A 25,462-nucleotide genomic window follows, 5' to 3' on the forward strand; every position below is an offset into this window, starting at 1 on the left:
TTGTTTTTATTTAAGAGTGGATTTAGTGTATAAGTTTTATAAATTAGGTTCTGGATTTCACAGCATCGTTAGCTGATTTCATTTCCCTTGCTTTTTTCAGTTTCTGATTTCCGAAATTATAAGTAACTCCGATGCTCATTAACCTTGGATAATTGAAGTTGGTGATATTATTATATTTTCCGTTAGGCTGTACTCCTTTAATACTGTAGAAGCTTTGATTGAATAAGTCACTCACTTCCGCTACAATCGTCCAGTCTCCAGCGATTTTTTTCAGACTGAGATCGAAGCTTTGTCTTGCACCTATCATTCCTCCTTCCATTGCAGTCTGGCTGGCAAAGAAGTAATTCACTCCCAGGAACCAGTCTTTTTTAGAAGAAAGTCTGATGATATTATTGAGGGTTGCAGACATATTGTAGTTTTTGACATCAATGATGTAAGGATCTACTACTTCAGTTTCTCCCGGAACGGGCATAGAAGTTGGGTCTTCAAATACTCCGCCTTTGTAGGTAACATAACCTAAATTGACAGAATAGTTGGTTGTCCATATATCTTTAAACCAGGATTTGTTCATTCCAAGAGTTAGAGCAATCTCCCTGTTTTTTCCATAATTGGTTCTGATATATCTTAAGAATCTGGTAGTTTCCATAATCGGATTTCCTTTGATGTCCTTTATGATTTTCCCCTCAGAATCTTTTTTAGGAGCTGTTACAGTTCCTTGTAATGGAATCAGGTCTGAGGCTGCTGCATCCTCCACCATATTAAAACTAAGATTGGCATAGAATGCATTTTTGTACATATAATTGATTTCCTGATTATAGTATTTGGAAGCGAGTATAAATGGATTGTTCTGCGTATAATTGGTTGGAGTAAAGTAGGTTCTTGAAGGATTCAGTTCCCAGAATCTGGGTCTTCTAATTCTGCTGGAAAAAGTATAGCTCAGATTATGATCGGAATTGATGGCGTAATTTAAATTCAGATAAGGCAGAAGGTTGTTGTAATTTCTTTCAAATCCTGTTTTATCCACAATATCGCCTGTACTTCTGGTCATTTCGTAACGGGCTCCTATTTTTCCGGATATCTTCTCCGTTAATTTTCTTTCATAATTCAGGTAAATCCCAAGTATATTTTCTTTATAAATGAAGTGATTGGTCTGGTTGGGATCGATGATAAATTGTCCGTTTTTTAATTTATCCTGTTTGGTGTCGTTATCTGTATTGGTGTGGTTATAACTGATTCCCATTAACCATGTTGCTCCTTTAGCCGTTTTTTTCAGATAATCAATATTGGCAGCGTAGTTGTTGATGATTTGGGGTACTGCCTGATGTAATGCTGAATATTTGTTGATTGTATCATTCGTTAAAGGAAAACTTTCATTGAAACTTACTTTATCCCTGTTGAACCATAAGTAAGAAATGTTGGATGTAAGTTTACTTCCCAGAGAATCTGTTTTCATCTCATAATTCAAATTGAAAGAATGATTTCTTGTTTGTGCATCCTCGTTGTTGACAGTTCTGTTATTTAATACTCCGTTTTGCCAGTTGGTAATATCCAGTACAGAATTGAAACTTTTATTGTATCTCATGTTGTAGGAAAATCCAAGACTGTGTTTTTTATTGATTTCATAATCAACATTGAATCCTCCACCAAAATTTTTGTTAGGATCATCATTAAACCCAAAAGACTCATTTCTGAAAGTAGGATCACCGTTGGACAGCGTATATCTTTGTCTGTCTGTCCAGCTTCCCGTTCTGAAATTAGAATTACCGGACCATTTTCCCTGTCTGAAATTAAAAGAAGCTCCCGCATTGGGATTATTGTAATAAGCCTGCTCGTTCTGCATTTTCAACGTTCCGTTATAGCCGTTGTTTTTGCTTTTTTTCATGACAATATTAATAACGCCTTCTTTAGATTCAACCTGAAATTCACTTCCGGGAACTGTAATGACTTCAATTTTCTGGATGTCTTCAGACGGAGTAGACTTGAGCATTTCAATCAATGCCTCAGAATCCATATTGGTTTTTTTATTGTTGATATAAATGACTGCATCATTTTTTCCCAAAATCTTCAGCGTTTTTCCGTCTATGCTGGAAATCATCGGTGTTTGTTTCAAAAGATTAAAGGTGTTGGTTCCTTTAGCGATAGATGAAGAAGCTACATCGTATACCAAACGGTCACCCTGCTTTTTGAAAACCTGCTTCTTGAGATTCACTGCATCAATAGCATTGACTTTCAAACTATCTTTTTTCTGCTGGGCAGTGATAAGTCCACCGAAAAATAGTGCTGCAATAAGAATTTGAGTCTTCATGATTATTCTTTTTTAATTAATAGCTTGTATGGTTTGTTATTTAACATTACAAAGATATATAATAAATTTAGTATTATGCAATACAAAGTACTTAAAAATATTTTTTAATCATCGCAATTGATTGATTGTCAGTTGATAAAAATTTAGTTTAAAATATTGATTGCTTGATCTTTCTGTATAATAAGACAAATAAATGATGCTAAATGTTACATCAATGAAAGAAATTATGAGAGATTTTTAATTAATACCTGGAATTTATTCCCATTAGTTCAGGAGTTATGCTTCACACAAAGGCATATGTGAATCGGGGTTGTAATAGCTGTAAAAATAAAAAAGGACCGAAAAGGTCCTTCATTATATTGTTTATTCTCTGTCGAATCGGGCAAGCTTTTTATCTACCCAAACCGTTGCAAAGGGGAAGAATGCAGATAATAAGGCAAAAACAAAATCTTCATCATCCCAATTATAAATTTTTCTGGCAGGAAGGCAGAGTAAAAGGTAAAGGGTAAAAAATAAACCATGTAAACTACCAATAACACTGATGAAGATGATAGAGTACAAATTTTCATCATACCGGATCCAGATCATCGCAACACCATACAACAAAAGACATGAAATGGCCTCCGCAAGACAAATTTGCTTAAACCATCTGATGATTTTTTCCTGAGAATATTTTGAGAATATTTTTTCGATGAAGTCCATTTCTTAAATTATGAGGTGAGAGATAAAAGGTAAGAGTCTTTCTCTTGCTTTTAATTTTAGCCTCTCATTTCCAATATGCAAAATTACTTATAAAAACTACTACCATCCAAATAGTCAAAAACTTCTGGTGGCAGCATAGGTCTTACATTTTTACCATCCTTTATCATATTACGGATTTCTGTAGCTGAAAGCTCTATTATCGGTGCTTTTACCAGAGAGATATTTTCATGCTGTAAATATTCGGAATCTTTTTTCTCACCTTCAAATACTCTTGGGTAAACAATAATATGATGATTTTTGATCAGGATATCAGCATTTTTCCATTTGTGAAGGCTTTTCAGATTATCTTCTCCCATGATCAGACTGAAAGAATAATCAGGATATTTCTCATGCAGATACGTTAAGGTATCAATAGTATAACTTGGTTTCGGAAGAGAAAACTCCACATTGGAAGCTCTCATATTAGGATAATTCTTTACCGCAAGCTGTACCATATCAAGTCTGTTATGGTCATTGAGTAAAGATTTTTTGTCTTTAAAAGGATTTTGAGGACTTACTACAAACCAAAGTTCATCCATATCAGAATTTTCCAGAATATAATTAGCCAGAATAAGATGCCCGATATGAATAGGATTGAATGATCCGAAAAATAAACCGATTTTTTTCATGTGCTATTAAGAAGCTAGGTCGTAGGAATTAGGGGTTAGGGAGTTTGAAGTTTTGTGATTATAGCATTCAACATTTTTGATATTTCGGAGGTTTTTTCAATTAGAATTTTAAATTTTTCAGAACTAAGGTAACTTAAATTTTTTGAAATAATCAATTGGGTTTCCAGCTCAGCACAGCTACCTCTTGCAATTTTCAAAAACTGAAGATAATCGCTGGTAGATCTTCTGGAATGTCCTTCAGCAATATTGGACGGAACTGAAATTGACGCTCTTCGAATCTGGCTAGTAAGTCCATATAGTTCTTCTTTTGGAAAAATAGTGGTCACTGAATAGATTTCAGTAACGAGATCTACAGATTTGTTCCAGACAATTAATTCCATATAATTTCCCATATGTATTTCCCTATTCGTTGATTACTAAATCGTAATCACTATTTCTTACTCTCTAAATTTTACATCCTTGATATTAAGATAATGAGTGACATTGCCTTTCCAGTGATTTTCTTCCAGGGTAAAAGCAAGATCAAAGTTTTTATTTTTAAAATCGTCAACAAACTGTCCCAGCTTGAACCCGACACATTCAATATTTCGTCCTGTAGATTCCTGTTTGATATAAAACTTCAGATGATTATTATCTTTTCCCATTGTTTTTACATAGCCGGAAAGTTTCTGATCCGTTAGTGTAAAAATAGGTTTCATATTATGCGGTCCAAATGGAGCCAGTTTTCTGTGGAAATTGATAAACTCTCTGTTGATTTCATCTACTTTAATCTCTGTATCAATCGTAATAGAAGGTTCTTTCTGATGATCTTTGATTTTTTCCGAAACAATTCTTTCAAATTTTTCCTTGAAAGCATCAAATTTATCCTTCTCCATCGAAAGTCCGGCCGCAGCATGGTGTCCCCCGAATTTAAGAAAATATTCAGAACACATATCAAGAGCTTCGTGTACGTCAAAATCAGAAACAGATCTTGCGGAAGCTACCATTTCCCCGTTATTACCATCAGTAAAAACAAGTGTAGGTTTATAATAGGTTTCAATAAGCCTTGAGGCTACAATACCAATTACTCCTTTATTCCATTCAGGATGATAAACGATCGTAGTATGCTTGGTTTCCTGCTGGGATTCTATGATCTGATTCAGGGCAGAAAGAGTGGAATTCATATCCAGTTCACGCCTTTCATCGTTGAGGTTCATGATATCATTCACAATCTGATTGGCATGTTTCAGATTATCAGAAACCATAAGCTCTACAGCTGCCTTACCATGGGAAATTCTTCCGGCAGCATTAATTTTAGGAGCGATTTCAAAAACAATATTGGAAATTTCAAAATGAGAAAGCTTATCCTCAGGAATCAATAATCTTAAACCAAGATTTCTGGTCTTTCTGAGGGTTTTTAATCCCATTTTAGCCAGAACCCTGTTTTCTCCTGTCATCGAAACAATATCTGCAGCAATGGAGATTGCCAGAAGATCTGTCAGCTCAAATAATTCTGCTTCCGGTAATTTATAAATGGTATTAAGTCCCTGACAAAGTTTAAAACCAACGCCACATCCTGACAATTCCTTGAAAGGATATCTGCAGTCACTTCTTTTAGGATCAAGTACAGCCGCAGCATTAGGAATCTCTTCACCCGGAAGGTGATGGTCACAGATAATAAAATCGATGTCCAGATTACGGGCATAGTTGATCATATCAAGGGCTTTGATTCCACAGTCCAGAGCAATGATTAACGAAAAACCATTTTCTTTGGCGAAATCAATTCCTTCGGTGGAAATTCCATATCCTTCAGAATTTCTATCCGGAATATAATAATCCAGATATTTTTTCTCAACAATTTTGCTGAGATAAAGGTACATCAAAGCAACAGCTGTGGTTCCGTCCACATCATAGTCACCATATACCAATATTTTTTCTCCATTTTCAATGGCGGTGGCAATACGCTCTACAGCCTTTTGCATGTCTGCCATTAAAAACGGATTGTGTATATCGTTAAGGTTAGGTTTGAAGAATTCTCTGGCCTTTTGATAATTGTCAATTCCCCTTAGAACGAGGATTTTAGATTCAAAAGTACCAAAACCAAGTGACGAACTTAGTCTGTCAACAACTTCCTCATCGGGTTCAGGCTTGTAAATCCATTTTTGACTCATTTCACAAAAATAAGGAAAAAAGTTCTAAAAGCGTCTTTAAAAATCAGCAAATTAGATTTTAAAATAGGTGGCATAAGGATGAGAAAATTGATACTTGTTAGTTAAATTGATCAGAATAATTATATTTTTATTCATTTTAAAAATGATCTCTGTAGGAAAATTATATTCATTCAAACTATATGTATCACACGTTTCTATGATTGTTTTGTTTAAAATAAACGGTAAGAACTTTCGGGTTTCTTTCTAATAATAAAAAAATAACATTCAATGCGGATATTAGGAGAATTTTTGACTTAGTAATTGTTAAAAAATGTTATCTTCGTGCTCCAAATTTTAAATGACTATGAAAAAAATTATGCTAAGCCTTATGTCATTTGGGGCTATGTATTCGATCAATGCACAGAAGATTAACCTTGGAAAAGCTGCCGGGATGGTTTCAAATGGTGCAAAAGCCTTAACATTTACCAACGAAGATGCTATTAAATTATCCAAAGAATCAGTAGACTGGATGGATAAAAACAATCCTGTAGCAGGACCTAAAGATCCATATACTGTGAGACTGAACAAGCTGTTTGGAAAACATAAATCTCAGGATGGTCTGAACCTGAATTATAAAGTTTATAAAGTAAAAGATATCAATGCGTTTGCCTGTGCTGACGGAAGTGTACGCGTATTCTCTTCATTAATGGATATCATGACTGATAATGAATTGCTTGCTGTAATCGGACATGAAATTGGCCATGTAAAGAATCAGGATACCAAAGATGCTATGAAATCAGCCTATCTGAAGGCGGCTGCATTAGATGCTGCATCATCAGCTTCGTCAGCCGTAGCTACCCTTAATGAAAGCCAGGTAGGAAAGATGGCGAATGCCTTTTTAGATGCTTCGCACAGTAAAAAGCAGGAGTCTGAAGCAGATACTTATTCATATGACTTTATGAAAGCTAATAAATATGATGTAGTAGGTGCTTATACGGCTTTTAAAAAATTAGCTTTACTTTCAGAAGGAAGTACACAGACTAATTTTGAAAAAATGTTCAACTCTCATCCCGACAGCAACAAAAGAGCAGAATCTATCAAAAAGAAAGCAGAGAAAGAAGGTTTATGGAAAGATCCGGGAACTGTAGCGTTACCCACTGCTAAATTGACGAAATAATTATTTTATTTATTGTTTAAACGAAAATACCTCAAAGCATTGCTTTGAGGTATTTTTATATAAATTTTAATGCTGTTCTGATTAAGAATACATTTTTTCTCTTAATTCTTTTACCTTTTTATCAGCAAGGTATTCGTCATAAGTCATTTCTCTGTCAATGATTCCGGTAGGAGTCAGTTCAATGATTCTGTTACAGACTGTTGAAAGCATTTCGTGGTCATGAGATGCCAGTAAAAGATTTCCTTTGAAGTTAGATAAAGAGTTGTTCAAAGTTGTGATACTCTCAAGGTCTAAGTGGTTGGTAGGTTCATCCAATAAGAGAACATTCGCTTTCTGAAGCATCATTCTACTGAACATACATCTCATTTTTTCACCTCCGGAAAGTACTTTACAAGATTTCAAAGCCTCATCTCCTGAGAACAGCATTCTTCCTAAGAATCCTCTTACGAATTCTTCGTGACGCTCTTCATCGTTCTTTGTAAACTGTCTCAACCAGTCAACCAGGCTTAGGTCTTCCTGGAAGAAGTTGGTGTTGTCCAAAGGCATGTGAGACTGATTGGTAGTAACTCCCCATGCAACCGTACCTTTATCCGCTTCAACATTTCCAGCCAGAATTTCGAAAAATTCTGTAATGGCTAAAGAGTTTTTGGAAAGTACAGCTACTTTATCTCCTTTTTTAAGATTTAAATCAACATTAGAGAATAATAATTCTCCGTCTTTTGTTTTCTCAAGACCTTTTACATCAAGGATCTGATCTCCTGCTTCTCTCTCCATTTCGAAAATAATAGCAGGATATCTTCTTGAAGAAGGTTTAATATCGTCAATATTTAATTTGTCGATCATTTTCTTTCTTGCAGTTGCCTGTTTTGCCTTAGCAACGTTAGAGCTGAAACGTGCAATGAAATCCTGAAGTTCTTTTTTCTTCTCTTCAGCTTTCTTGTTGGCCTGAGCTCTTTGTCTTGTTGCCAATTGAGAAGCCTGGTACCAGAAAGAATAGTTACCTGTATATAGGTTAAGCTTAGAATAATCAAGGTCACCAATATGGGTACAAACCGTATCAAGAAAGTGACGGTCGTGAGATACAACAATTACCGTGTTTTCATAATCAGCAAGGAAGTCTTCCAGCCATGAGATGGTGTCAATGTCAAGGTCGTTGGTAGGCTCATCCAGAATCAATACATCAGGGTTTCCGAAAAGTGCCTGAGCCAAAAGTACTTTTACTTTGTCTTTGTTCTCAAGTTCACTCATCAGCTGCCAGTGCATATCATCCGTAATTCCTACGTTAGAAAGCATAGTCTGAGCATCAGATTCGGCAGTCCAGCCACCCATCTCATCATAAATTACACCTAATTCTCCGGCTTTAATACCGTCTTCGTCAGAGAAATCTTCCTTTGCGTATAACGCATCCATTTCCTCTTTTATCTCAAATAATTTCTTATTACCTCTTAAAACAGCTTCAAGAACCGTAAATTGATCGTATGCAAAGTGATCCTGCTCCAAAACTGACATTCTTTTCCCTGGTTCCAGAGATACATGCCCTGTTGTAGGATCCTGCTTTCCTGTTAGTATTTTCAGGAATGTAGACTTTCCCGCACCGTTTGCTCCGATGATCCCGTAGCAGTTTCCTTTGGTAAACATAATATTTACCTCGTCAAAAAGAACTCTTTTCCCGAATTGTAAAGATAAGTTAGATACTGTTAACATATAGTTTTGTAAATTTGGCGCAAAAATACGAAAAGAATTTGGGTATTTTGTAATAATATAATAGTCAAGTTTTTAAATGTATGGTATTTTTTATATATTTCATTAACGAAATTTTAAAATGATGAAGATTGAGAAAACAGTTAGCATATTAAATAAGAGAGCCCGTTTTGAATATGAAATTCTCGAAGAATACGAAGCCGGAATGGTTTTGACGGGTACGGAAATAAAATCTTTACGTTCATCCAAAGCATCCATTACAGAATCCTTCTGTCAGTTTATTGATGGGGAATTGTACATCATCAACATGATGATTGATGAGTATAAATTGGGAACTTTTTACAATCATAAAACAAAAAGGGAACGGAAATTGCTCTTGCACAAAAAAGAATTACAAAAACTTGAAAAAAAGTTAAAGGATGCCGGGAACACCATAATACCTTTAAAATTATATATCACTGACCGAGGGAAAGCAAAGGTGCTGATAGCGCTTGGTAGAGGGAAAAAACTTTTCGATAAAAGAGAGGCGATAAAAGATAGAGAAAATAAACGGAACCTCGACAGAATATTAAAGAAAAGTTAAAAATCATTTGAAAAACTTTGTATATAAAGAAAAATTATATTTATTTTGCATTATCAATTATTTAATCATTTAATTCTATGAAAAATCTAAAATTAGGAATTTCAGCATTGGCGCTTACTGTTGCCTCTACTGTTTTCGCACAGACTACCAACAATCCGTGGTTAATCGGAGTTGGTGCTCATGCTGAAAACCACGTAGCAGCAAGAGGTAACTTCAGTAATACGTTCTCTGCTAACAATTTGACAAAAAGTATGTTCAATGTGAACAACTTTTCTATTACACCTCCACTATCTAAGTTAACAGTTGCTAGAAACGTTGGAAAAGGTTTAGTAATTGACTGGCAAACTTCTGTTGGAAATGTTGAAAACAAAAGATTCAACATGGGGAAAGAATTTTTCCTAATGACAGGTCTTGGTTTCCAGGCTCACGCTGCAGGTCTTTTATGGAACGAAGAATCTTGGTTTGATCCATATTTAAGAGTTGGTGCTAACTACTTAAGACATGATTATACAGCTCTTACTTTCCCTAGAACATCTGTTGACGCTAACGGTAACGCAATCGAAACTGTAACAAACGGTAAGGATGGTAACGAAAATGGTAAAGCTAATCACTTTACTGTAGCTACAGGTGCTGGTGCTAACTTCTGGGTAACTAAGAACTTCGGTCTTGGTATTCAGGGAGATTATGTATCAACTCCAGGTGATAAATCTACTGTTGCTAACTTCTGGCAAGCTTCTGCTTCTATCTTATTCAGATTTGGAAACAGAGATAGAGATAAGGATGGTATCCTAGATAAAGATGACCTTTGTCCAGATACTCCAGGTTTACCAGAATTCCAAGGATGTCCTGATACTGACGGTGACGGAGTTCCAGATAAAGACGATCAATGTCCAGAAGTGGCTGGTCCAGTTGAAAACAACGGATGCCCTTGGCCAGATACTGACGGTGACGGTGTAATCGATAAAGATGACGCTTGTCCTACAGTAGCAGGTCCTGCTGAAAACAACGGTTGTCCTTGGCCAGATACTGACGGTGATGGTATCTTAGATAAAGATGACGCTTGTCCTACTGTTCCAGGTCTTCCTGAATACAACGGATGTCCTAAGCCGAAAGAAGTAACAGCAACTGATGTTGAAAAGAACCTTAAGAGCGTATACTTCGATTTCAACAAAGCTACAATCAAGCCTGAATCTAAAGGAGCTTTAGATACTGCTGCTGAAATCATTAAGAAAGATGGAGGTAGATTCCTATTAGTTGGTGAAACTGACAAAAAAGGAAGTGATGCTTACAACTTGAAATTATCTAAAGAAAGAGCTGCTTCTGTAGTTGCTGCTTTAGATGCGAGAGGTGTAGATATCAACGCATTAAAATCAGTAGGTATTGGAGAGCAAAATGCTAAAGTTGCAGAATCTGCTTCTGATGCTGAAAGACAAGCTGATAGAAAAGTAACTGTTAGATACATTGGTGATGACAGTGAGTGGAACAAATATCAGAAATCTGATGTTGTAGCTCCAGCGAAAAAAGCTACTAAGAAAGCTACTAAAAAAGCTCCAGCTAAGAAAAAAGCTGCTGCTAAAAAGAAAAAATAATTAATTTTTCTAAATAATGAATACCTCCAATTTGATTGGAGGTATTTTTTTTTTGTGGACTTTTGAGTAATTTTGTTGGAAATTTAAAAATTAAAATGGGAAGAGCATTTGAATATAGAAAAGCTTCTAAAATGGCCAGATGGGACAAGATGGCTAAAACATTCTCTAAAATTGGAAAAGATATTGCTTTAGCAGTGAAAGCTGGCGGAACAGATCCGGAATCCAATCCTGCATTGAGAAGATGTATCCAAAACGCAAAAGGGGCGAATATGCCTAAGGATAATGTTGAAAGAGCAATTAAGAAAGCAAGTGGTGCAGATGCAGAAAACTATGAAGAAATCACTTATGAAGGTTATGGGCAAGGTGGTGTTGCTTTTTTTGTAGAATGTACTACGAACAACACTACAAGAACTGTAGCTAATGTAAGAGCTGTTTTCAATAAATTTGACGGTAACCTTGGGAAAAATGGTGAGCTGGCATTTATCTTCGACAGAAAAGGTATTTTCACAATAGATTTAGCCCAGATTAAAATGGATTGGGATGATTTCGAAATGGAAATGATTGATGGAGGTGCAGAAGATGTGGAAAAGGATGAGGAGGAAGTAATGATCACTACAGCTTTTGAAGATTTCGGTTCTCTATCTCACAAATTGGATGCGCTTGGAATTGAAGCAAAAAGTGCAGAACTTCAGAGAATTCCAAACAATACAAAAGAAGTAAATGCAGAACAGTTCAAGGCTAATATGAAAATGCTTGAGCGTTTCGAAGAAGATGATGACGTGCAAAACGTTTACCACAATATGGAAATCACAGAAGAGCTGATGAACTCTTTATAAAAAATAACATAGCATTCATATACAGTTAATTTTCAATTAGTTTCTTTGTACAAAACTATGAAAAGAAACGTTGAATTAGTTGTTATATCGGATGTTCATTTGGGAACTTATGGATGTAAGGCTAAAGAATTGTTGAGATACCTCAATTCTATCCACCCTAAAACATTAGTTTTAAACGGTGATATTATTGATATCTGGCAGTTTAAAAAGTCTTACTTCCCTAAACCTCATTTGAAGGTAATCAGAAAGATTCTTTCACTGGCTACCAAAAACACAGATGTTTATTACATTACAGGCAATCATGATGAAATGTTCCGTAAGTTCACAGATTTTGAACTGGGAAAACTTAAAGTTTGTAATAAAATCTGTCTGAACATAGATCAGAAAAAAACCTGGATATTTCACGGTGATGTTTTCGATGCATCCGTCCAGCATTCCAAATGGATCGCCAAACTCGGCGGAAAAGGTTACGACCTCCTTATTATTATCAATAATGTTGTAAATTGGTTCTTAGAAAAAATGGGTAGAGAGAAATACTCGTTTTCCAAAAAGATCAAAAACAATGTGAAAAAAGCAGTAAAATATATCGGTGATTTTGAACTTACTGCTTCTGAGCTGGCCATTGACAATCATTATGATTATGTCGTTTGCGGACATATCCATCAACCGCAGATCCGTGAGGTTGTTAATAAAAAAGGATCTTGTACTTATTTGAATTCTGGTGACTGGATTGAAAATCTGTCCGCTTTAGAATATCATGATAAAGAATGGAAGATTTTTTATTACGATGAGCATAAGCATTTGCTGAAAGATGATGAAGCTGAAGAAATTCCGGAAATGGATAATTCTGCTCTTTTAAAAATTGTAACCAACTTTTCCTAAATGAAGGTTTTGTATGCATTCCAGGGTACTGGAAACGGACATGTTGCCCGAGCACAGGAAATTATTCCTCTTCTCAAAAAACATGTGTCTGTTGATACCTTGATCAGTGGGCACCAGTCGCAATTAAAGGCTGATTTTAATATTAATTTTCAACATAGAGGTATTTCTCTTCTTTATAATAAAACAGGCGGTTTATCCTACCGAAAAACATTTACAGAAAATAAATTCTTTGAAGCTGTTAAAACCATCAGAGAACTGGAGCTGTCACAATATGATTTGATTATCAATGATTATGAACCTTTGACAGGTTGGGCTTCCAAACTGAAAAAACTTCCCATGATAGAACTCAGCCATCAGGCTTCCATGAGTTTTGTGGAAACACCCAAACCAGAAAAAAAAGATTTTCTGGGAGAAATGATTTTAAAATATTACGTTCCCAGCCAAAGAAAAATCGGTTTTCATTTTGAAAATTATCATCCGCAGATAAAAAAACCTGTAATCAGGAGAAAGATCAGAAATCTGAACCCTTATAAACAGGGATATTATCTGGTCTATCTTCCCAGTTTTGCAGATGAGAATATCATTAAGGTTTTAAGAAAAATTCCCGTGGAGTGGAAAGTGTTTTCAAAATACAGTAAAGTACGCGTAAAGGTAAAAAATGTGGAAGTGTTTCCTATTGATGAAAGCCAGTATCTGAAATACTTTGAAGGCTGCGACGGAATTTTGTGCAATGCAGGTTTTGAAACTCCGGCAGAAGCATTATTTATGGATAAGAAGCTATTTGTGATTCCCATCCACAATCAATATGAGCAGGAATGCAATGCATGTGCTCTGGATAAAATGGGAATTCCCAATTCCAAGGTGTTAAATCTTCAGGAAATAATGGAATGGGTAGCATCAGATCATCATCTCAAAGTAGATTATCCGGATGATATTGAAGATATCCTGGTAAACGAGGTTTTAATTCTTTAAAAAGATATCGGCCACATCACTCATTCTCATCATCACAGACCTTGCATACGAACAGTGCGGGTATACTTTCCAATTGTTTTCTCTGGCAAATTTAATGGCTTCTTCCACAAGGAATTTTCCCATTCCTCTTCCTTCAAATTCCGGGTGTACCAAAACAAAAGAGATAATCAGTTTATTATCTTCAGGGAAAATGGTATAGGTAAGTCTTCCTACTTCTTTTGTTTCATTATTTAAAGTAAGAACACCGCCATTTCCGGATTTATTGTTTTCAAATTTCATGATTCAGGACTTTATTCTTCAATATACAAAAATTACACCGAGCTTTGCATATGCAATAAGCAATAAGCTTCACGGTTAATTTTTAAATGTTTTTAAATTGATAACCATTCACTTGCGAAGCAAAATTGACCATAGATCTACCTAATTATCTTTCCCTGTATAATAGTTGTAGTCTTTGATAATCACATTGATAAACTGCCTTTCCGTCATTTTCGTAGGATCTATTTCCAGTTTCAGAATGCTTTTGATTTTTTCGGATAGTTTATTGATGATCTGGCGGTCATCAACTTTCAGAGCTTTGGTATAATTATCTTTGATGATTCTCATATCATTATCACTCAAAGCAATTACCTGAGGGAAAGAAGGAACATAATTTTCATGGATATTCTCCAGGATTGTATGAGAAATATTAATGTTGTTTTTTAGAGAGATAACGGCCGTTCCGGAAGCAATGTCACCCAAACGCTGATTATTTTTAGAAACAATCATAGAAATAATTCCTACTACTCCGGCAAATGAAACATCTACAATTCTGAAAACCCACCGGATCATATAATCTGCGAAGCTCGCCTGATAACCGTCAATTTTCACTACTTTTATTTTCATGAGTTTTTTACCGGGAGTCTGACCTTCCATTAAACTTTCCAATACAAGAGGATAAATATAAACAGGAAAGGTAAGAACAATATAGACAGCCCGTATCGACCAGCCGTCAAGACCATCCAGAAGATATCCCAAATCAAGAATATTGAAGAACAGATACAGGATAATAACCACGTAGGCAATTCTGATCAGGAGATCAATAATGAAGGCAAGCATCCTTTCTCCTACGCCTGCAATATTAAAATTAATATTTACATTTTGTGAGGTATTTATCGCAATTTGAGACATATTTTTTATTATTTTAGCCTTAATAATTATGAGAGAAGTTTATTTCATTAAACAAAATAAAGAAAAATGGTTGGGAATCGAACAGGTTATTCAAGGGAAAATAAAAAAAAATCCTGATGACCTGTCCTCATTGTATATAAATCTGATCAATGATCTGTCTTTTGCCCAGACTTATTATCCCAAAAGCAATACTACTGTTTATCTGAACCATTTATCTGCCCAGATTTTTCAGAAAATTTATAAAACAAAAAGGGTAGAGGAGAACAGGCTGGTTTACTTTTTCAAAACTGAAGTTCCGTTGCTGATGTATCAATACCGGAGATATCTGATGTATGCCTTTCTCTTTTTCATTTTGTTTACATCAATAGGAGTGCTTTCTGCCATTTATGATAAAGGCTTTGTGAATATTATACTAGGGGAAGGGTATGTGAATGAAACGATCGAAAATATTAAAAATAATAATGCCGTAGGCGTTTATCAGAGCGGAAGCACTTGGGGAAGCACCATCGGAATTATCTTTAATAATATTCAGGTTGGAGCAAAATTATATATTTACGGAATTGCCGGGGGAGTGGGAACATTGTTCGCATTGCTTTCGAATAGTGTGATGCTGGGAGCTTTTCAATATTTCTTCTATGATTACGGAGCATTGAAAGACAGTGCAAGAGGAATATGGCTTCACGGGGTTTTTGAAATTTTTGCTATGGTAGTAGAAGCAATGTGCGGATTGATTCTGGGCGCGTCTATTTTATTTCCAAGAACATTTTCAAGATTTAACTCGTTTAAAAAAGGATTTAAAGATTCATTTAAAATATTTTTAAGTACTGTCCCTTTCACTATTTGTGCAGGGATTATAGAAGGATATGTCACCAGACATGCATTGAAGATGCCTTTAATTTTAAACCTTATCATCATTTTTGGCTCACTTGCAATTATTGGATACTACTATTTTGTTTATCCTTCTGTTGTTTACAAAAAAACTAATAAACACATCAATGATACAATTTTATAAAAAAAGAGATTTTGGAACTTTCATCAGTGACAGTTTCAATTTTTTCAAATTATACGGAAAGAATTATTTCAAAAACTATATTCTGATCAATGGCCTGCTTTTGATCTTAATGATTACTGTTGTTATCTTCGGATATAAGGAACTGTTTTCACAGATATTCGGATCTAATCTTGGCGGTGAAACCTATTATTTTGAACAGTATTTTTCAGAAAATTCCGGAATGCTGATCACAGTAGGATTACTGACTTTCCTGCTTTTCATGATCCTGATGATTGTCAATTATCTGTATCCTGTTTTTTATTTAAAAAGAATTGCACAGGGAGCAGAAAAAATAAAGACTGATGAAATTCTCGGCGACTTTAAAAACAATGCCGGAAGAATTGGAAAACTATGTCTGGGAATGATCTTTATCGTTACTCCGGCAATCTTATTTGTAGTAGGTTTTTCTTATATCCTGATTTTTATTATTATCGGATTGTTTTTGATCCTGCTTCTTTATCCAACGATATTTAATTTTACTACCTTTCTGATGTATGATTATTTTAATTCGGACAGAGGTTTCTGGGGAAGCTTGAGCTATGCTTTACGTTCTCAGTTTTCTTACCCGAATGGAAGTGAAAAATCACCATACTGGAAATATTGGGGATCTGCATTTGTGATGTTTATTATTATGTATATGATAACATCTATGTTCACATTTATCCCTATGATGTTCTTTTACGGATCCCTGCTTACTTCTACACCGGACGGAAATTTTGAGCAGAATCCTTTTACCGGAGCTGCCGGAATTGTATTTTTTGTATTCTATGGATTTTCTATGTTATTTTCATTTTTTCTTTCAAACCTGATGTATGTGAATGCAGGACTGATGTATTATGACAGCAGAACAGATCTTCACCAGAAAGTAGAATTGGCAGAAATAGATACGATTGGAATCAATGAATAAAATTATTTTTTTCATACTGCTTTTTTTCTCACTTGGGCTGGTTCATGCTCAGGATGATAATTCCGATTCTGATGATCTGGTAGATTCACTATACACCACCGGACATTACAGAAATATGCTGCGTGCGGATTCTGTGCTGATGAAAAATCCGGTATCGGAGAATGAGGTGTATCCGAAAACATTCAAAGAAAATATTCCGTCAAGATATAAAGGAAATGAATTTGACTATTCCGTATCAAAACCGAGAGAATCTTTCTTTCAAAAGCTGATGCGAAAAATCAATCAGATTATACAGAGTATTTTTGGAGAAACAGCGTTCACTAAATCGGCAGAGCTGACCACGATCATTATTCGTCTGTTTGCAATTATTCTTGTAGGTTTTCTGTTGTATTTTATTATTAAATATATTATGGGAAAAGACGGGAATTTTATTTTTGGTAAAAAAAATAAAAAACTGGATCTCAATGTACAGGAACTTCATGAGAATATCCATGAAATCAATTTCCCTGAAAGTATCGCGAAATTTGAACACGCAGGAGATTATCGTTCCGCAGTTCGGTATCAATTCCTGTTTGTTCTTAAAAAACTGAGTGACAAAAAATTGATCAACTGGAATCCGGAAAAAACCAATAAGGACTATGCCTCAGAGTTAAAAGCTCATCATCTGAAGGGTGACTTCTCCAATCTGTCTTATATTTTTGATTATGTATGGTATGGTGAATTCAGAATTGAAGAAGAGAGCTATCAGAAATTTAAAAATCAGTATCAGGCATTTAAACCATAACTATAGTAACCATGAACAAAACTTTCAAAACATATGCTGTAATTTTCGTCATTGTGATGATTATTTTGGCGTTGCTTGAAGTTAACAAAAAAGAAACGACAGACTGGCGGAAGAATTTTGATATCAATGAGAAGTCTCCGTTTGGACTGTTTGTTTTTAATAATGAAGCGAAATATCTTTTTAAAAATAATCTTAAGAAGATTGAACAGGTTCCTTATGAATATTACAGCCAGCACAAAAAGGGAGCTCACAATATTGTAGTCATTGAAAATAACCTTGACGGTGAGTCATGGAAAAAAATTCTGTCTCAGATATCTGAAGGTTCGGATGCATTTCTGATGGTAACCCGCATGCCTAAAGAAATTTCTGATAGTATCGGATATTACGATTCTGAGATCTCTTTTGAAGAAGAAAATGTCCTGAAACTTACCGATAAAAAATTTCAGAATGATTTTATTAAATTAGATAAATTTCCATCGGGCAGAGGATTTTCCTTTATCAAACCTAAAGTGGAAGTACTGGGGAAAACAGTTGAGAAGAAGAATACAGATCAGGCCAATTTTATTAAAGTAAAGTTTGGTAAAGGATATATCTATGCTCATACAGAACCTCTTTTCCTGACGAATTATTATCTTCTGAAACCCGGCAATGTAAAATATGCACAGGATGTGTTTTCATATCTTCAGGATAGAGAAACCCTTTGGTTCGTATCCAACAAAAGTTCTGAATCACGCTTTTTCATGAGATTTATATTGTCAAATCCACCTTTAAAATATGCATGGTGGGTATTTTTAGGAGGACTTATTCTTTTTATCTTTTTTAATGCAAAAAGGAAACAGAGGATAGTTCCTGTAGAAGAGCCATTAAGAAATACTTCCCTGGATTTTGTGAAAAGCATTGGAAATCTGTATCTTCAGGAAGGCGATTTTCATGATATGATGGCCAAGAAGGCACAGTATTTTCTGAACAAAGTGAGAATGGATCTGTTGATAGATACTCAGAATTTAGATGAAGAGTTTGCAAAAAAATTACATCTGAAAACTGGTAAACCCTTAGAAATGATCAGTGAAGCAATAGTACTTATCAAAAAAGCCCAGGATCCTTACGCCAGTGTTATGAAGGAAGATCTTACAAGGATCAATAAGCTCCTTGATGAAATACTTAAATAATATAACAATAGAATAACCTAACCATATAACAGTTTTTCAATGCTAAAATGTCTGTTCGTTAGAACACATATAATTGTAGATAGTCATTGTTAAACTAGCAAATTAAAATTATTATGGAAAACTTTGATAACCCGAATATAGAAAACCAAAGCGCTATCAATCTTAACAAACAGGAAGAGCAATTTCAGTCGAGAATTGATATGATTGAACTTCGTGCGAGTTTAGAAAAAGTAAAATCTGAGATCGGAAAAGTAATTGTAGGACAGGAAAAAATGATTGAACATCTTTTGGCTGCATTACTTTCAAACGGACACGTGCTTATTGAAGGAGTTCCGGGAGTAGCAAAAACAATCACGGCAAAATTATTAGCCAAAACCATTGATGTAGGATTTAGCAGAATTCAGTTTACTCCGGATCTGATGCCTTCCGATATTTTGGGAACTTCTGTATTCAACGTGAAAAACTCAGAATTTGAATTTAAAAAAGGACCTATCTTTTCCAATTTCATACTGATTGATGAGATCAACAGATCGCCGGCAAAAACGCAGTCTGCCCTATTTGAAGTAATGGAAGAAAGACAGATCACGATGGACGGTACACGGTATGCGATGGATGAACCTTTCCTTGTTATCGCTACACAAAACCCTATTGAACATGAGGGAACGTACCGGCTTCCGGAAGCTCAGCTGGACCGTTTTCTATTCAAAATCAATGTAGGATATCCTAATCTTGAACAGGAAATTGCGATCATTAAAAATCAGCACGAAAGTAAAAAAGAAGATAAAACAGAAGGAATCAATCGTGTCATCAGTGCAGAGCAGTTGAAAAACTATCAGCATCTGGTAAAAGAAATCATTGTGGAAGCACAGCTGATGGAATATATTGCTAAGATTATCATCAATACCAGAGAAAATCAGTTCTTATATCTGGGGGCTTCTCCAAGAGCTTCACTCGCACTTCTGACAGCTTCCAAAGCGTTTGCTGCACTAAGAGGAAGAGATTTTGTAACCCCTGAAGATATTAAAGAGGCAAGCTATGCTGTTTTAAGGCACAGAGTAATCGTTTCTCCCGAAAGAGAAATGGAAGGTCTTAGCGCAGATGAAATTATCCGTCAGATTTTAGAAGGAATAGAAATACCGAGATAGGGTAGTAGAAAGAGGGGCTTGAATCATCATTACTAAAACCTTTCATCTGCAACCTGCCACCTAACCAATGAAAAACTTATACATCAATACACGTTTCTTTTTTACACTCATCGCAGTGGGGATCCTGTATGTCCTTGCATTTTTCTTTCCGGTGATGATGTGGGGAGCCCATCTTGCACTGTTGATCTGTTTTCTTGCGGCAATGGTAGATTTTCTGTTGCTGTTTAATCAAAAGAATGCCTTACAGGTTCAGAGAATTTTGCCTGAAAAATTGTCCAACGGAGATGAGAATTTTGTAAAAATCGATATTAAAAATAATTACAGCTTCACCATAGCCACTAAAATTATTGACGAAATTCCGTTTCAATTTCAAAAGAGAGATTTTCTGATTGAAAAGCAGATCGCTTCTGGAGGCAATACATTTTTTCAATACACATTAGAGCCTAAAGAAAGGGGAGAATATCATTTCGGAGGACTGAATGTGTATGCATCATCACCTTTGGGATTCATCTCAAAAAGATTTATTTTCCAGAAAGATGCTATGCTTCCTGCCTATCCCTCTTTTATTCATCTCCGAAAATATGAGCTGATGGCTATTCAGAGTGAATTTTTATTGGGTGGAATCAAGAAAGTCAGAAAGCTGGGACACACCATGGAGTTTGAGCAGATCAAAGAATATGTTCCCGGAGATGATATCAGAACGATCAACTGGAAAGCAACTTCCAAGACCAACAGACTCATGGTAAACCAGTTTCAGGATGAAAAATCACAGCGTATTTTTATGTTGATCGATAAAGGAAGAACCATGAAAATGCCGTTCAATGGATTAAGTTTACTGGATTATTCCATCAATGCAACCATGGCACTTTCTCATATTATTTTAAGAAAAGGAGACAGAGCGGGAATGATGACTTTTTCCAAGAAAGCTGAAAATAAAATTGCTGCCGATAATAAATCCGGACAGTTGAAGAAAATCTCTGAAGCGCTTTATAATATTAAAACCGATTTCTTCGAGAGTGATTTCAACCGTTTGTATCAGGATGTAAAATATTCCATCAGTCAAAGAAGCTTAATTCTGCTTTTTACCAATTTTGAAACTCTTGACGGATTGAACCGACAGTTGAAATATCTTCGCGGAATTGCTAAAAATCACTTGCTGGTAGTGGTATTCTTCAAAAATTCAGAACTGCAGACGTTGATCAACAAAAATCCTGAAAATATGCAGGAAATTTATGATGAAATTATTGCTGAAAAATTTGAATTTGAAAAGAAACTGATCATCCAGGAACTTCGTAAATACGGAATTTATACCGTATATACCCTTCCGGAAAATTTGAATATCGATGTTATCAATAAATATCTGGAGATAAAAGCGAGAGGAATTTTATAAAATATTTTAAATACAAATCAAAAAATAGAATGGAACTAAAAGAAAAGGCAGGTGCGCTGTTGAAAATAGCTGCCTTAAATGAAGGTGCAAAAGAATATATTCTTAACAATCCTGAGCTCTTTAAACTCTTACTGAAAGCAGCTAAAAGATATATAGGAGGCGAAAAAATGGAAGAAGCGATTGCCACTGCTAAAAGAATTAATGATAAAGGACTTCCAACTTCACTAGAGTTTATGGGAGAAAGTACCCGTTCCGTGGAAGAAGCAGAATCAGTAACTCAACATTTTTTTGATTTGATTAATAAAGTGAAAGAAGAGAATATCAATTCTATCATTTCTTTGGATTTATCACATATTGGTCTTGCAATTGATAAGGATCTTGCTTATAATAATTTAATGTCATTAGCAGAATCAGCTTACAAAAAAGATATTGAAATAGTGATTAGTGCAGAGGGTATTGATAGAACTGATGATATTATTAATACCTTTTGTAAAATATCGCCTGATTTTCCAAATGTTGGAATTACCCTGCAGGCATATTTAAACCGTACTCCAAAAGACCTTGAACGGATATTGAATGAAACACAAGGGAAAATAAGAATTGTAAAAGGTGCTTTTGCTGTTCCTCCGGGACATGCTGTAGAGAGAGGAAAACATTTAGATGATTTATATATTAAATATATTGAAACTCTTTTCCTTAAAAACAGGAAATGTTCTGTTGCTACCCATCATAATATCGTTCAGAATAGAGTTAAAGAGCTCATTGAACAATATGATATTCCAAAATCTAAATATGAATTTGAAATGTTACTGGGAATACAGGAAGATCTGTTGAATGAAATCTATAAAGAAGGTTACCCGTGCAGGCAGTATATTGTGTATGGTGATGAATGGTATCTGTACATGTGTAACCGCATTGCAGAAAATCCGGATAATCTTTTTCAGGCTATGGTTGATATCATGTCTTAGCCTGAGGTTTACTCCATAAAGTTTTTTATATTTGAATAAGAATATAAAAAGAAATCTGAAATATAAACCCGTACAATGAAAATTACACTCAACAGAATAAACGACGATTTTTTATTTGAATGTACAAACTCACAAGGAAATTCTATCCTTTTAGATAATACTTCCCAGCCGGGAGCCAAAGGAGTTTCCCCAATGGAAAGTGTACTGATGGCTGTAGCAGGCTGTAGCGGAATTGATGTGGTGTCTATTCTGAAGAAGCAACGTCAGGAAATTAAAAGCTTTCAGGCAGAAGTAGAAGGCGAAAGAGTGCAGGTAGAAGATGCAAAACCTTTTAAATCGATTAACGTTAAGTTCCTTTTGGAAGGAGAAATTGATCCTAAAAAAGCATTAAAGGCTGCAGAACTTTCTTTTGAAAAATACTGCTCTGTATCAAAAACGTTAGAACCGAATGTAGAAATCGGATACGAAGTGTATGTGAACGGAGAAAAAATTTAATCTCTTACATAAAATAGTAAAAAGCCGGATGAAACATCCGGCTTTTATATTACTCATTACCAATTCCTCATTGCTTATTAAAAGGTGAGTCTTGGTTTTATCAGTTTTGCCACTGTAGCTGTCCATCCTGTTTGGTGGGAAGCACCCACACCACGGCCATTATCTCCATGAAAATATTCAAAAAATGTAATATAATCTCTGAAGTGTTCATCATAATTGAACTTTGGATTACCTCCGTTGAAAGCTCTTTGTCCATGTTCATCCTTTAAAAATAGAGAGCAGAGTCTTTTACTTATATTTTGAGCCACTTCATCAAGATTTCTTTTATCACCACTTCCTGTGGGAAGTTCTACTTTCAGACTATTTCCATAGTAATAATGGAAGCGCTGCAGACTTTCAACAATCAGAAAATTGATCGGAAACCAAATTGGACCGCGCCAGTTGCTGTTTCCGCCAAACATACGGCTGTCACTTTCTGCAGGTGTATAGTAGACTATATTTTCAGACCCATGTACAGAGAAGACAAAAGGATTTTCCTCATATACCTTAGACATGGCGCGGATTCCGTAAGAACTCAGGAATTCATTTTCATCAAGCATTCTGGTCAGAACCTTTGTCAGTCTGTTTTTGCGGAGGATACTCATAAGGTGTTTTCGGCCTTGTCCTTCCTCATCCCAGTGAGAAACCAGTTTGGTCAACTCCGGCTTGTTCTTTAAGATCCACTCCATTCGGGTTCTGAAATTCGGCATCTTTTCCAGTAAGCGGTGGTCAACAATCTCAACAGCGAACATAGGAATCAAACCCACAATACTTCGTAATTTTAAAGAAACACTGTCTCCATTTCCTAGCTGTAGGACATCATAGAAGAATCCGTCTTCTTCGTTCCAAAGCCCTTTCGTTCCTTCGCCCAGGTTTTCCATAGCTTCAGCGATATAAAGATAATGCTCAAAAAACTTGATGGCCATATCTTCATATACCTGATAATACTGGGCAAGCTCCATTGCAATACGCATCATATTCAATGCATACATGGCCATCCAGCTGGTTCCGTCTGCCTGTTCAAGATGCTGTCCGTCCTTTAGTTCCATATTCCGGTCAAAAGCTCCGATATTATCGAGACCAAGAAACCCTCCACCAAAGATATTTTTTCCGTTTTTATCCTTTCGGTTCACCCACCAGGTGAAATTAAGAAGCAGTTTCTGGAAAACTTTCTCTAAAAATAATAAATCCGGTTTTCCGTTAGCTTTTTCATCAATTTTGAAAACACGGAAGCATGACCAGGCGTGTACCGGCGGGTTCACGTCACTCATATTCCATTCATAGGCTGGAAGCTGTCCATTAGGATGCATGTACCATTCCTTAGTAAGGAGCAAAAGTTGTCCCTTGGCAAATTCCGCATCGATGATGGAAAACGGAACACAGTGAAATGCCAGATCCCATGTGGCATACCATGGATACTCCCATTTATCGGGCATAGAAATAATATCCTTATTATGGAGATGATTCCATTCCGTATTTCTTACATATTCGTTGAAATTTCTTGGGGCTTCAAAGTTGGGATCACCTTTCAGCCATTTTCCAATATTGTAATGATAGAACTGCTTATTCCAGAGAAGTCCTGCAAAAGCCTGTCTCTGAACATTTCTTTCATCTTCGTTAACGGTATCATTTTGAATTTCTTTATAAAATTCTTCAGCTTCAGCCTGTCGCGTATTGAATATTTCATCAAACTTTTCAAAAGGCTCATCAGCTTCAGCCGGGCATAATCTGAATTCAAAAACTTTGGATTCTCCGGCACCAATAAGCTCATCAATCAGAAAAGAAGCTTTTGTCCCTTTCTTTGCGGGATTTATCGTATTCGTTTGATGGATAATAAAATGATTGATTCCATCTTTGAAATATGTATTTTCACCTGCAGGAGCCCCATAAAGCTTAGAATTATTGGTTTCATTATCACAAAATACACTTTGTGCATTGGTATTTCGGGAATAAAGCTTCTTGATCGAAATACTGTCGTGTTCAATGTTGATACTTCCGTCATAAGAAGCATTGACTTCTGCTTTATAGGTATTGTATCCCCATTTCCAGTTGTTTCTGAACCATATAGTGGGCGCTACCAAAATAGGTGCTTCATGCTGACTCCGGTTACAGACCGTTACTCTGGCAAGAATATCATTGTGATCGGCCTTGCAATATTCAATGAAAATATCAAAATATTCATCATTATCGAAAATTCCGGTATCGAAAATTTCATATTCCGGTTCCTTTTTACTGCGTCTTCCGTTTTCTGCAACAAGGTCATCGTAAGGAAATTCATTGATCGGATATTTATACACCATTTTCATATAGCTATGAGTAGGTGTATTATCCAGATAATAAAAGATTTCTTTGATGTCTTCCCCATGATTTCCCTGAGGATTGCTCAACCCAAAGAATCGTTCCTTTACCATTTTGTCTTTCTTGTTCCAGAATGAAAAAGCAAAACACAAAAGCTGCTTTATATCAGAAATTCCGGCAATACCTTCTTCTCCCCATCGGTAGGCATAGCTTTCTGCATTATTATGGTTGGTAAAATTCCAGGCATTCCCGTTCGGGCTATAATCTTCACGTACATTTCCCCACTGCCGGTTGCTTACATAAGGTCCCCAGTTTTTCCATTTGGTATCTTGTAATCTATCTTTTTCGGCGGTCATATCTCATCACTTTTCCATACGAAGTTAGTTTTTTTGAGAAGTAATTCCAATTTTTTTCATCTGAATAATTATTAATATACTCTTGGAATACTTGTATTTAAGGGCTTTTTTAAATATTAAAATAATTTTTTTTTGAAATTAAAAGA

Annotated in this window: 23 protein-coding genes; 14 read left to right on the forward strand and 9 right to left on the reverse strand. The window is 35.5% G+C overall.

Features of this window, described 5'->3' with window-relative positions; translation table 11 throughout:
• Positions 1 to 43: 43 nt before the first annotated feature.
• The 5 genes from DEU39_RS16125 to recJ form a co-directional block, all read right to left on the reverse strand.
• The gene (locus DEU39_RS16125) at positions 44 to 2,305 is read right to left on the reverse strand and encodes an outer membrane beta-barrel family protein (protein ID WP_120232611.1); all 2,262 of its coding nucleotides are present in this window, start codon (positions 2,303 to 2,305) and stop codon (positions 44 to 46) included.
• 363 nt (positions 2,306 to 2,668) lie between these two features.
• Positions 2,669 to 3,007 (reverse strand): DUF3817 domain-containing protein, encoded by a 339-nt coding sequence (locus tag DEU39_RS16130; protein ID WP_062673669.1) that lies wholly within the window; start codon positions 3,005 to 3,007, stop codon positions 2,669 to 2,671.
• 83 nt (positions 3,008 to 3,090) lie between these two features.
• A complete protein-coding gene (gene nadD, locus DEU39_RS16135) occupies positions 3,091 to 3,675 on the reverse strand; it encodes a nicotinate (nicotinamide) nucleotide adenylyltransferase (protein WP_120232612.1) in 585 nt (194 codons plus the stop codon).
• Between the two features lie 35 nt (positions 3,676 to 3,710).
• Positions 3,711 to 4,055: a four helix bundle protein gene (locus tag DEU39_RS16140; RefSeq protein WP_253297030.1), complete on the reverse strand. Its 345-nt coding sequence runs from the start codon at positions 4,053 to 4,055 to the stop codon at positions 3,711 to 3,713.
• Positions 4,056 to 4,112: 57 nt separating this feature from the next.
• A complete protein-coding gene (gene recJ, locus DEU39_RS16145; RefSeq protein WP_120232614.1) occupies positions 4,113 to 5,825 on the reverse strand; it encodes a single-stranded-DNA-specific exonuclease RecJ in 1,713 nt (570 codons plus the stop codon).
• Positions 5,826 to 6,168: 343 nt separating this feature from the next.
• On the opposite strand from recJ, the gene DEU39_RS16150 reads away from it, so the two are divergent.
• Positions 6,169 to 6,981 carry a M48 family metalloprotease gene (locus tag DEU39_RS16150; RefSeq protein ID WP_120232615.1) on the forward strand — a complete coding sequence of 271 codons (813 nt, stop codon included), beginning with the start codon at positions 6,169 to 6,171 and terminating at the stop codon, positions 6,979 to 6,981.
• 81 nt (positions 6,982 to 7,062) lie between these two features.
• Here DEU39_RS16150 and DEU39_RS16155 read toward each other — a convergent pair whose 3' ends face one another.
• Positions 7,063 to 8,685, reverse strand: a complete 1,623-nt coding sequence (locus tag DEU39_RS16155) for an ABC-F family ATP-binding cassette domain-containing protein (RefSeq protein WP_034694751.1) — start codon at positions 8,683 to 8,685, stop codon at positions 7,063 to 7,065.
• A 121-nt stretch (positions 8,686 to 8,806) separates the two neighbouring features.
• Between DEU39_RS16155 and smpB the strand changes: the two genes are divergently transcribed.
• From smpB to DEU39_RS16180, 5 genes are all read left to right on the forward strand, one after another.
• Positions 8,807 to 9,265 carry an SsrA-binding protein SmpB gene (gene smpB / locus DEU39_RS16160; RefSeq protein ID WP_034694839.1) on the forward strand — a complete coding sequence of 153 codons (459 nt, stop codon included), beginning with the start codon at positions 8,807 to 8,809 and terminating at the stop codon, positions 9,263 to 9,265.
• Between the two features lie 77 nt (positions 9,266 to 9,342).
• Positions 9,343 to 10,854 carry an OmpA family protein gene (locus DEU39_RS16165; protein WP_120232616.1) on the forward strand — a complete coding sequence of 504 codons (1,512 nt, stop codon included), beginning with the start codon at positions 9,343 to 9,345 and terminating at the stop codon, positions 10,852 to 10,854.
• 95 nt (positions 10,855 to 10,949) lie between these two features.
• Positions 10,950 to 11,690, forward strand: coding sequence for a YebC/PmpR family DNA-binding transcriptional regulator (locus DEU39_RS16170; protein ID WP_034694756.1), 741 nt, complete (start codon positions 10,950 to 10,952; stop codon positions 11,688 to 11,690).
• Positions 11,691 to 11,747: 57 nt separating this feature from the next.
• Positions 11,748 to 12,572, forward strand: a complete 825-nt coding sequence (locus tag DEU39_RS16175; protein ID WP_120232617.1) for a UDP-2,3-diacylglucosamine diphosphatase — start codon at positions 11,748 to 11,750, stop codon at positions 12,570 to 12,572.
• The gene (locus tag DEU39_RS16180) at positions 12,573 to 13,544 is read left to right on the forward strand and encodes a glycosyltransferase family protein (protein WP_120232618.1); all 972 of its coding nucleotides are present in this window, start codon (positions 12,573 to 12,575) and stop codon (positions 13,542 to 13,544) included.
• Here DEU39_RS16180 and DEU39_RS16185 read toward each other — a convergent pair.
• Together DEU39_RS16185 and DEU39_RS16190 are read right to left on the reverse strand one after the other, a co-directional pair.
• Complete coding sequence (locus tag DEU39_RS16185) at positions 13,533 to 13,823, reverse strand: GNAT family N-acetyltransferase (RefSeq protein WP_120232619.1); 291 nt, start codon at positions 13,821 to 13,823, stop codon at positions 13,533 to 13,535. The genes DEU39_RS16180 and DEU39_RS16185 overlap by 12 nt on opposite strands.
• A 141-nt stretch (positions 13,824 to 13,964) precedes the next feature.
• The gene (locus tag DEU39_RS16190) at positions 13,965 to 14,714 is read right to left on the reverse strand and encodes an RDD family protein (protein ID WP_120232620.1); all 750 of its coding nucleotides are present in this window, start codon (positions 14,712 to 14,714) and stop codon (positions 13,965 to 13,967) included.
• A gap of 28 nt (positions 14,715 to 14,742) precedes the next feature.
• Between DEU39_RS16190 and DEU39_RS16195 the strand changes: the two genes are divergently transcribed.
• The 8 genes from DEU39_RS16195 to DEU39_RS16230 all read left to right on the forward strand — a co-directional run bounded on the left by DEU39_RS16195 (position 14,743) and on the right by DEU39_RS16230 (position 22,623).
• Positions 14,743 to 15,726, forward strand: a complete 984-nt coding sequence (locus DEU39_RS16195; protein WP_062673688.1) for a stage II sporulation protein M — start codon at positions 14,743 to 14,745, stop codon at positions 15,724 to 15,726.
• Positions 15,710 to 16,672, forward strand: a complete 963-nt coding sequence (locus tag DEU39_RS16200; RefSeq protein WP_120232621.1) for a DUF4013 domain-containing protein — start codon at positions 15,710 to 15,712, stop codon at positions 16,670 to 16,672. Before DEU39_RS16195 ends, DEU39_RS16200 begins: the two co-directional genes overlap by 17 nt.
• Complete coding sequence (locus tag DEU39_RS16205; RefSeq protein ID WP_062673692.1) at positions 16,665 to 17,456, forward strand: hypothetical protein; 792 nt, start codon at positions 16,665 to 16,667, stop codon at positions 17,454 to 17,456. The genes DEU39_RS16200 and DEU39_RS16205 overlap by 8 nt, the downstream gene beginning before the upstream one ends.
• An 11-nt stretch (positions 17,457 to 17,467) precedes the next feature.
• Positions 17,468 to 18,625, forward strand: coding sequence for a hypothetical protein (locus tag DEU39_RS16210; protein WP_120232622.1), 1,158 nt, complete (start codon positions 17,468 to 17,470; stop codon positions 18,623 to 18,625).
• A 113-nt stretch (positions 18,626 to 18,738) separates the two neighbouring features.
• Positions 18,739 to 19,770: an AAA family ATPase gene (locus tag DEU39_RS16215; protein WP_183037431.1), complete on the forward strand. Its 1,032-nt coding sequence runs from the start codon at positions 18,739 to 18,741 to the stop codon at positions 19,768 to 19,770.
• A 67-nt stretch (positions 19,771 to 19,837) separates the two neighbouring features.
• The gene (locus DEU39_RS16220; protein WP_120232623.1) at positions 19,838 to 21,160 is read left to right on the forward strand and encodes a DUF58 domain-containing protein; all 1,323 of its coding nucleotides are present in this window, start codon (positions 19,838 to 19,840) and stop codon (positions 21,158 to 21,160) included.
• A 29-nt stretch (positions 21,161 to 21,189) separates the two neighbouring features.
• Positions 21,190 to 22,128, forward strand: a complete 939-nt coding sequence (locus DEU39_RS16225) for a proline dehydrogenase family protein (protein ID WP_120232624.1) — start codon at positions 21,190 to 21,192, stop codon at positions 22,126 to 22,128.
• Between the two features lie 75 nt (positions 22,129 to 22,203).
• Positions 22,204 to 22,623 carry an OsmC family protein gene (locus DEU39_RS16230; RefSeq protein ID WP_062673700.1) on the forward strand — a complete coding sequence of 140 codons (420 nt, stop codon included), beginning with the start codon at positions 22,204 to 22,206 and terminating at the stop codon, positions 22,621 to 22,623.
• 77 nt (positions 22,624 to 22,700) lie between these two features.
• Here the strand turns inward: DEU39_RS16230 and DEU39_RS16235 are convergent, their stop codons facing one another.
• Positions 22,701 to 25,316, reverse strand: coding sequence for an MGH1-like glycoside hydrolase domain-containing protein (locus DEU39_RS16235; protein ID WP_120232625.1), 2,616 nt, complete (start codon positions 25,314 to 25,316; stop codon positions 22,701 to 22,703).
• Positions 25,317 to 25,462: the final 146 nt, after the last annotated feature.

This window comes from Chryseobacterium sp. AG363, assembly GCF_003610675.1.
GTDB lineage: Bacteria > Bacteroidota > Bacteroidia > Flavobacteriales > Weeksellaceae > Chryseobacterium > Chryseobacterium cucumeris.

What these genes read in the sequence shown, in the direction of transcription:
- DEU39_RS16125 (WP_120232611.1), bottom strand. Translation starts at nt 2,305, where the DNA reads ATGAAGACTCAAATTCTTATTGCAGCACTATTTTTCGGTGGACTTATC.
- DEU39_RS16130 (WP_062673669.1), bottom strand. Translation starts at nt 3,007, where the DNA reads ATGGACTTCATCGAAAAAATATTCTCAAAATATTCTCAGGAAAAAATC.
- nadD (WP_120232612.1), bottom strand. Translation starts at nt 3,675, where the DNA reads ATGAAAAAAATCGGTTTATTTTTCGGATCATTCAATCCTATTCATATC.
- DEU39_RS16140 (WP_253297030.1), bottom strand. Translation starts at nt 4,055, where the DNA reads ATGGAATTAATTGTCTGGAACAAATCTGTAGATCTCGTTACTGAAATC.
- recJ (WP_120232614.1), bottom strand. Translation starts at nt 5,825, where the DNA reads ATGAGTCAAAAATGGATTTACAAGCCTGAACCCGATGAGGAAGTTGTT.
- DEU39_RS16150 (WP_120232615.1), top strand. Translation starts at nt 6,169, where the DNA reads ATGAAAAAAATTATGCTAAGCCTTATGTCATTTGGGGCTATGTATTCG.
- DEU39_RS16155 (WP_034694751.1), bottom strand. Translation starts at nt 8,685, where the DNA reads ATGTTAACAGTATCTAACTTATCTTTACAATTCGGGAAAAGAGTTCTT.
- smpB (WP_034694839.1), top strand. Translation starts at nt 8,807, where the DNA reads ATGAAGATTGAGAAAACAGTTAGCATATTAAATAAGAGAGCCCGTTTT.
- DEU39_RS16165 (WP_120232616.1), top strand. Translation starts at nt 9,343, where the DNA reads ATGAAAAATCTAAAATTAGGAATTTCAGCATTGGCGCTTACTGTTGCC.
- DEU39_RS16170 (WP_034694756.1), top strand. Translation starts at nt 10,950, where the DNA reads ATGGGAAGAGCATTTGAATATAGAAAAGCTTCTAAAATGGCCAGATGG.
- DEU39_RS16175 (WP_120232617.1), top strand. Translation starts at nt 11,748, where the DNA reads ATGAAAAGAAACGTTGAATTAGTTGTTATATCGGATGTTCATTTGGGA.
- DEU39_RS16180 (WP_120232618.1), top strand. Translation starts at nt 12,573, where the DNA reads ATGAAGGTTTTGTATGCATTCCAGGGTACTGGAAACGGACATGTTGCC.
- DEU39_RS16185 (WP_120232619.1), bottom strand. Translation starts at nt 13,823, where the DNA reads ATGAAATTTGAAAACAATAAATCCGGAAATGGCGGTGTTCTTACTTTA.
- DEU39_RS16190 (WP_120232620.1), bottom strand. Translation starts at nt 14,714, where the DNA reads ATGTCTCAAATTGCGATAAATACCTCACAAAATGTAAATATTAATTTT.
- DEU39_RS16195 (WP_062673688.1), top strand. Translation starts at nt 14,743, where the DNA reads ATGAGAGAAGTTTATTTCATTAAACAAAATAAAGAAAAATGGTTGGGA.
- DEU39_RS16200 (WP_120232621.1), top strand. Translation starts at nt 15,710, where the DNA reads ATGATACAATTTTATAAAAAAAGAGATTTTGGAACTTTCATCAGTGAC.
- DEU39_RS16205 (WP_062673692.1), top strand. Translation starts at nt 16,665, where the DNA reads ATGAATAAAATTATTTTTTTCATACTGCTTTTTTTCTCACTTGGGCTG.
- DEU39_RS16210 (WP_120232622.1), top strand. Translation starts at nt 17,468, where the DNA reads ATGAACAAAACTTTCAAAACATATGCTGTAATTTTCGTCATTGTGATG.
- DEU39_RS16215 (WP_183037431.1), top strand. Translation starts at nt 18,739, where the DNA reads ATGGAAAACTTTGATAACCCGAATATAGAAAACCAAAGCGCTATCAAT.
- DEU39_RS16220 (WP_120232623.1), top strand. Translation starts at nt 19,838, where the DNA reads ATGAAAAACTTATACATCAATACACGTTTCTTTTTTACACTCATCGCA.
- DEU39_RS16225 (WP_120232624.1), top strand. Translation starts at nt 21,190, where the DNA reads ATGGAACTAAAAGAAAAGGCAGGTGCGCTGTTGAAAATAGCTGCCTTA.
- DEU39_RS16230 (WP_062673700.1), top strand. Translation starts at nt 22,204, where the DNA reads ATGAAAATTACACTCAACAGAATAAACGACGATTTTTTATTTGAATGT.
- DEU39_RS16235 (WP_120232625.1), bottom strand. Translation starts at nt 25,316, where the DNA reads ATGACCGCCGAAAAAGATAGATTACAAGATACCAAATGGAAAAACTGG.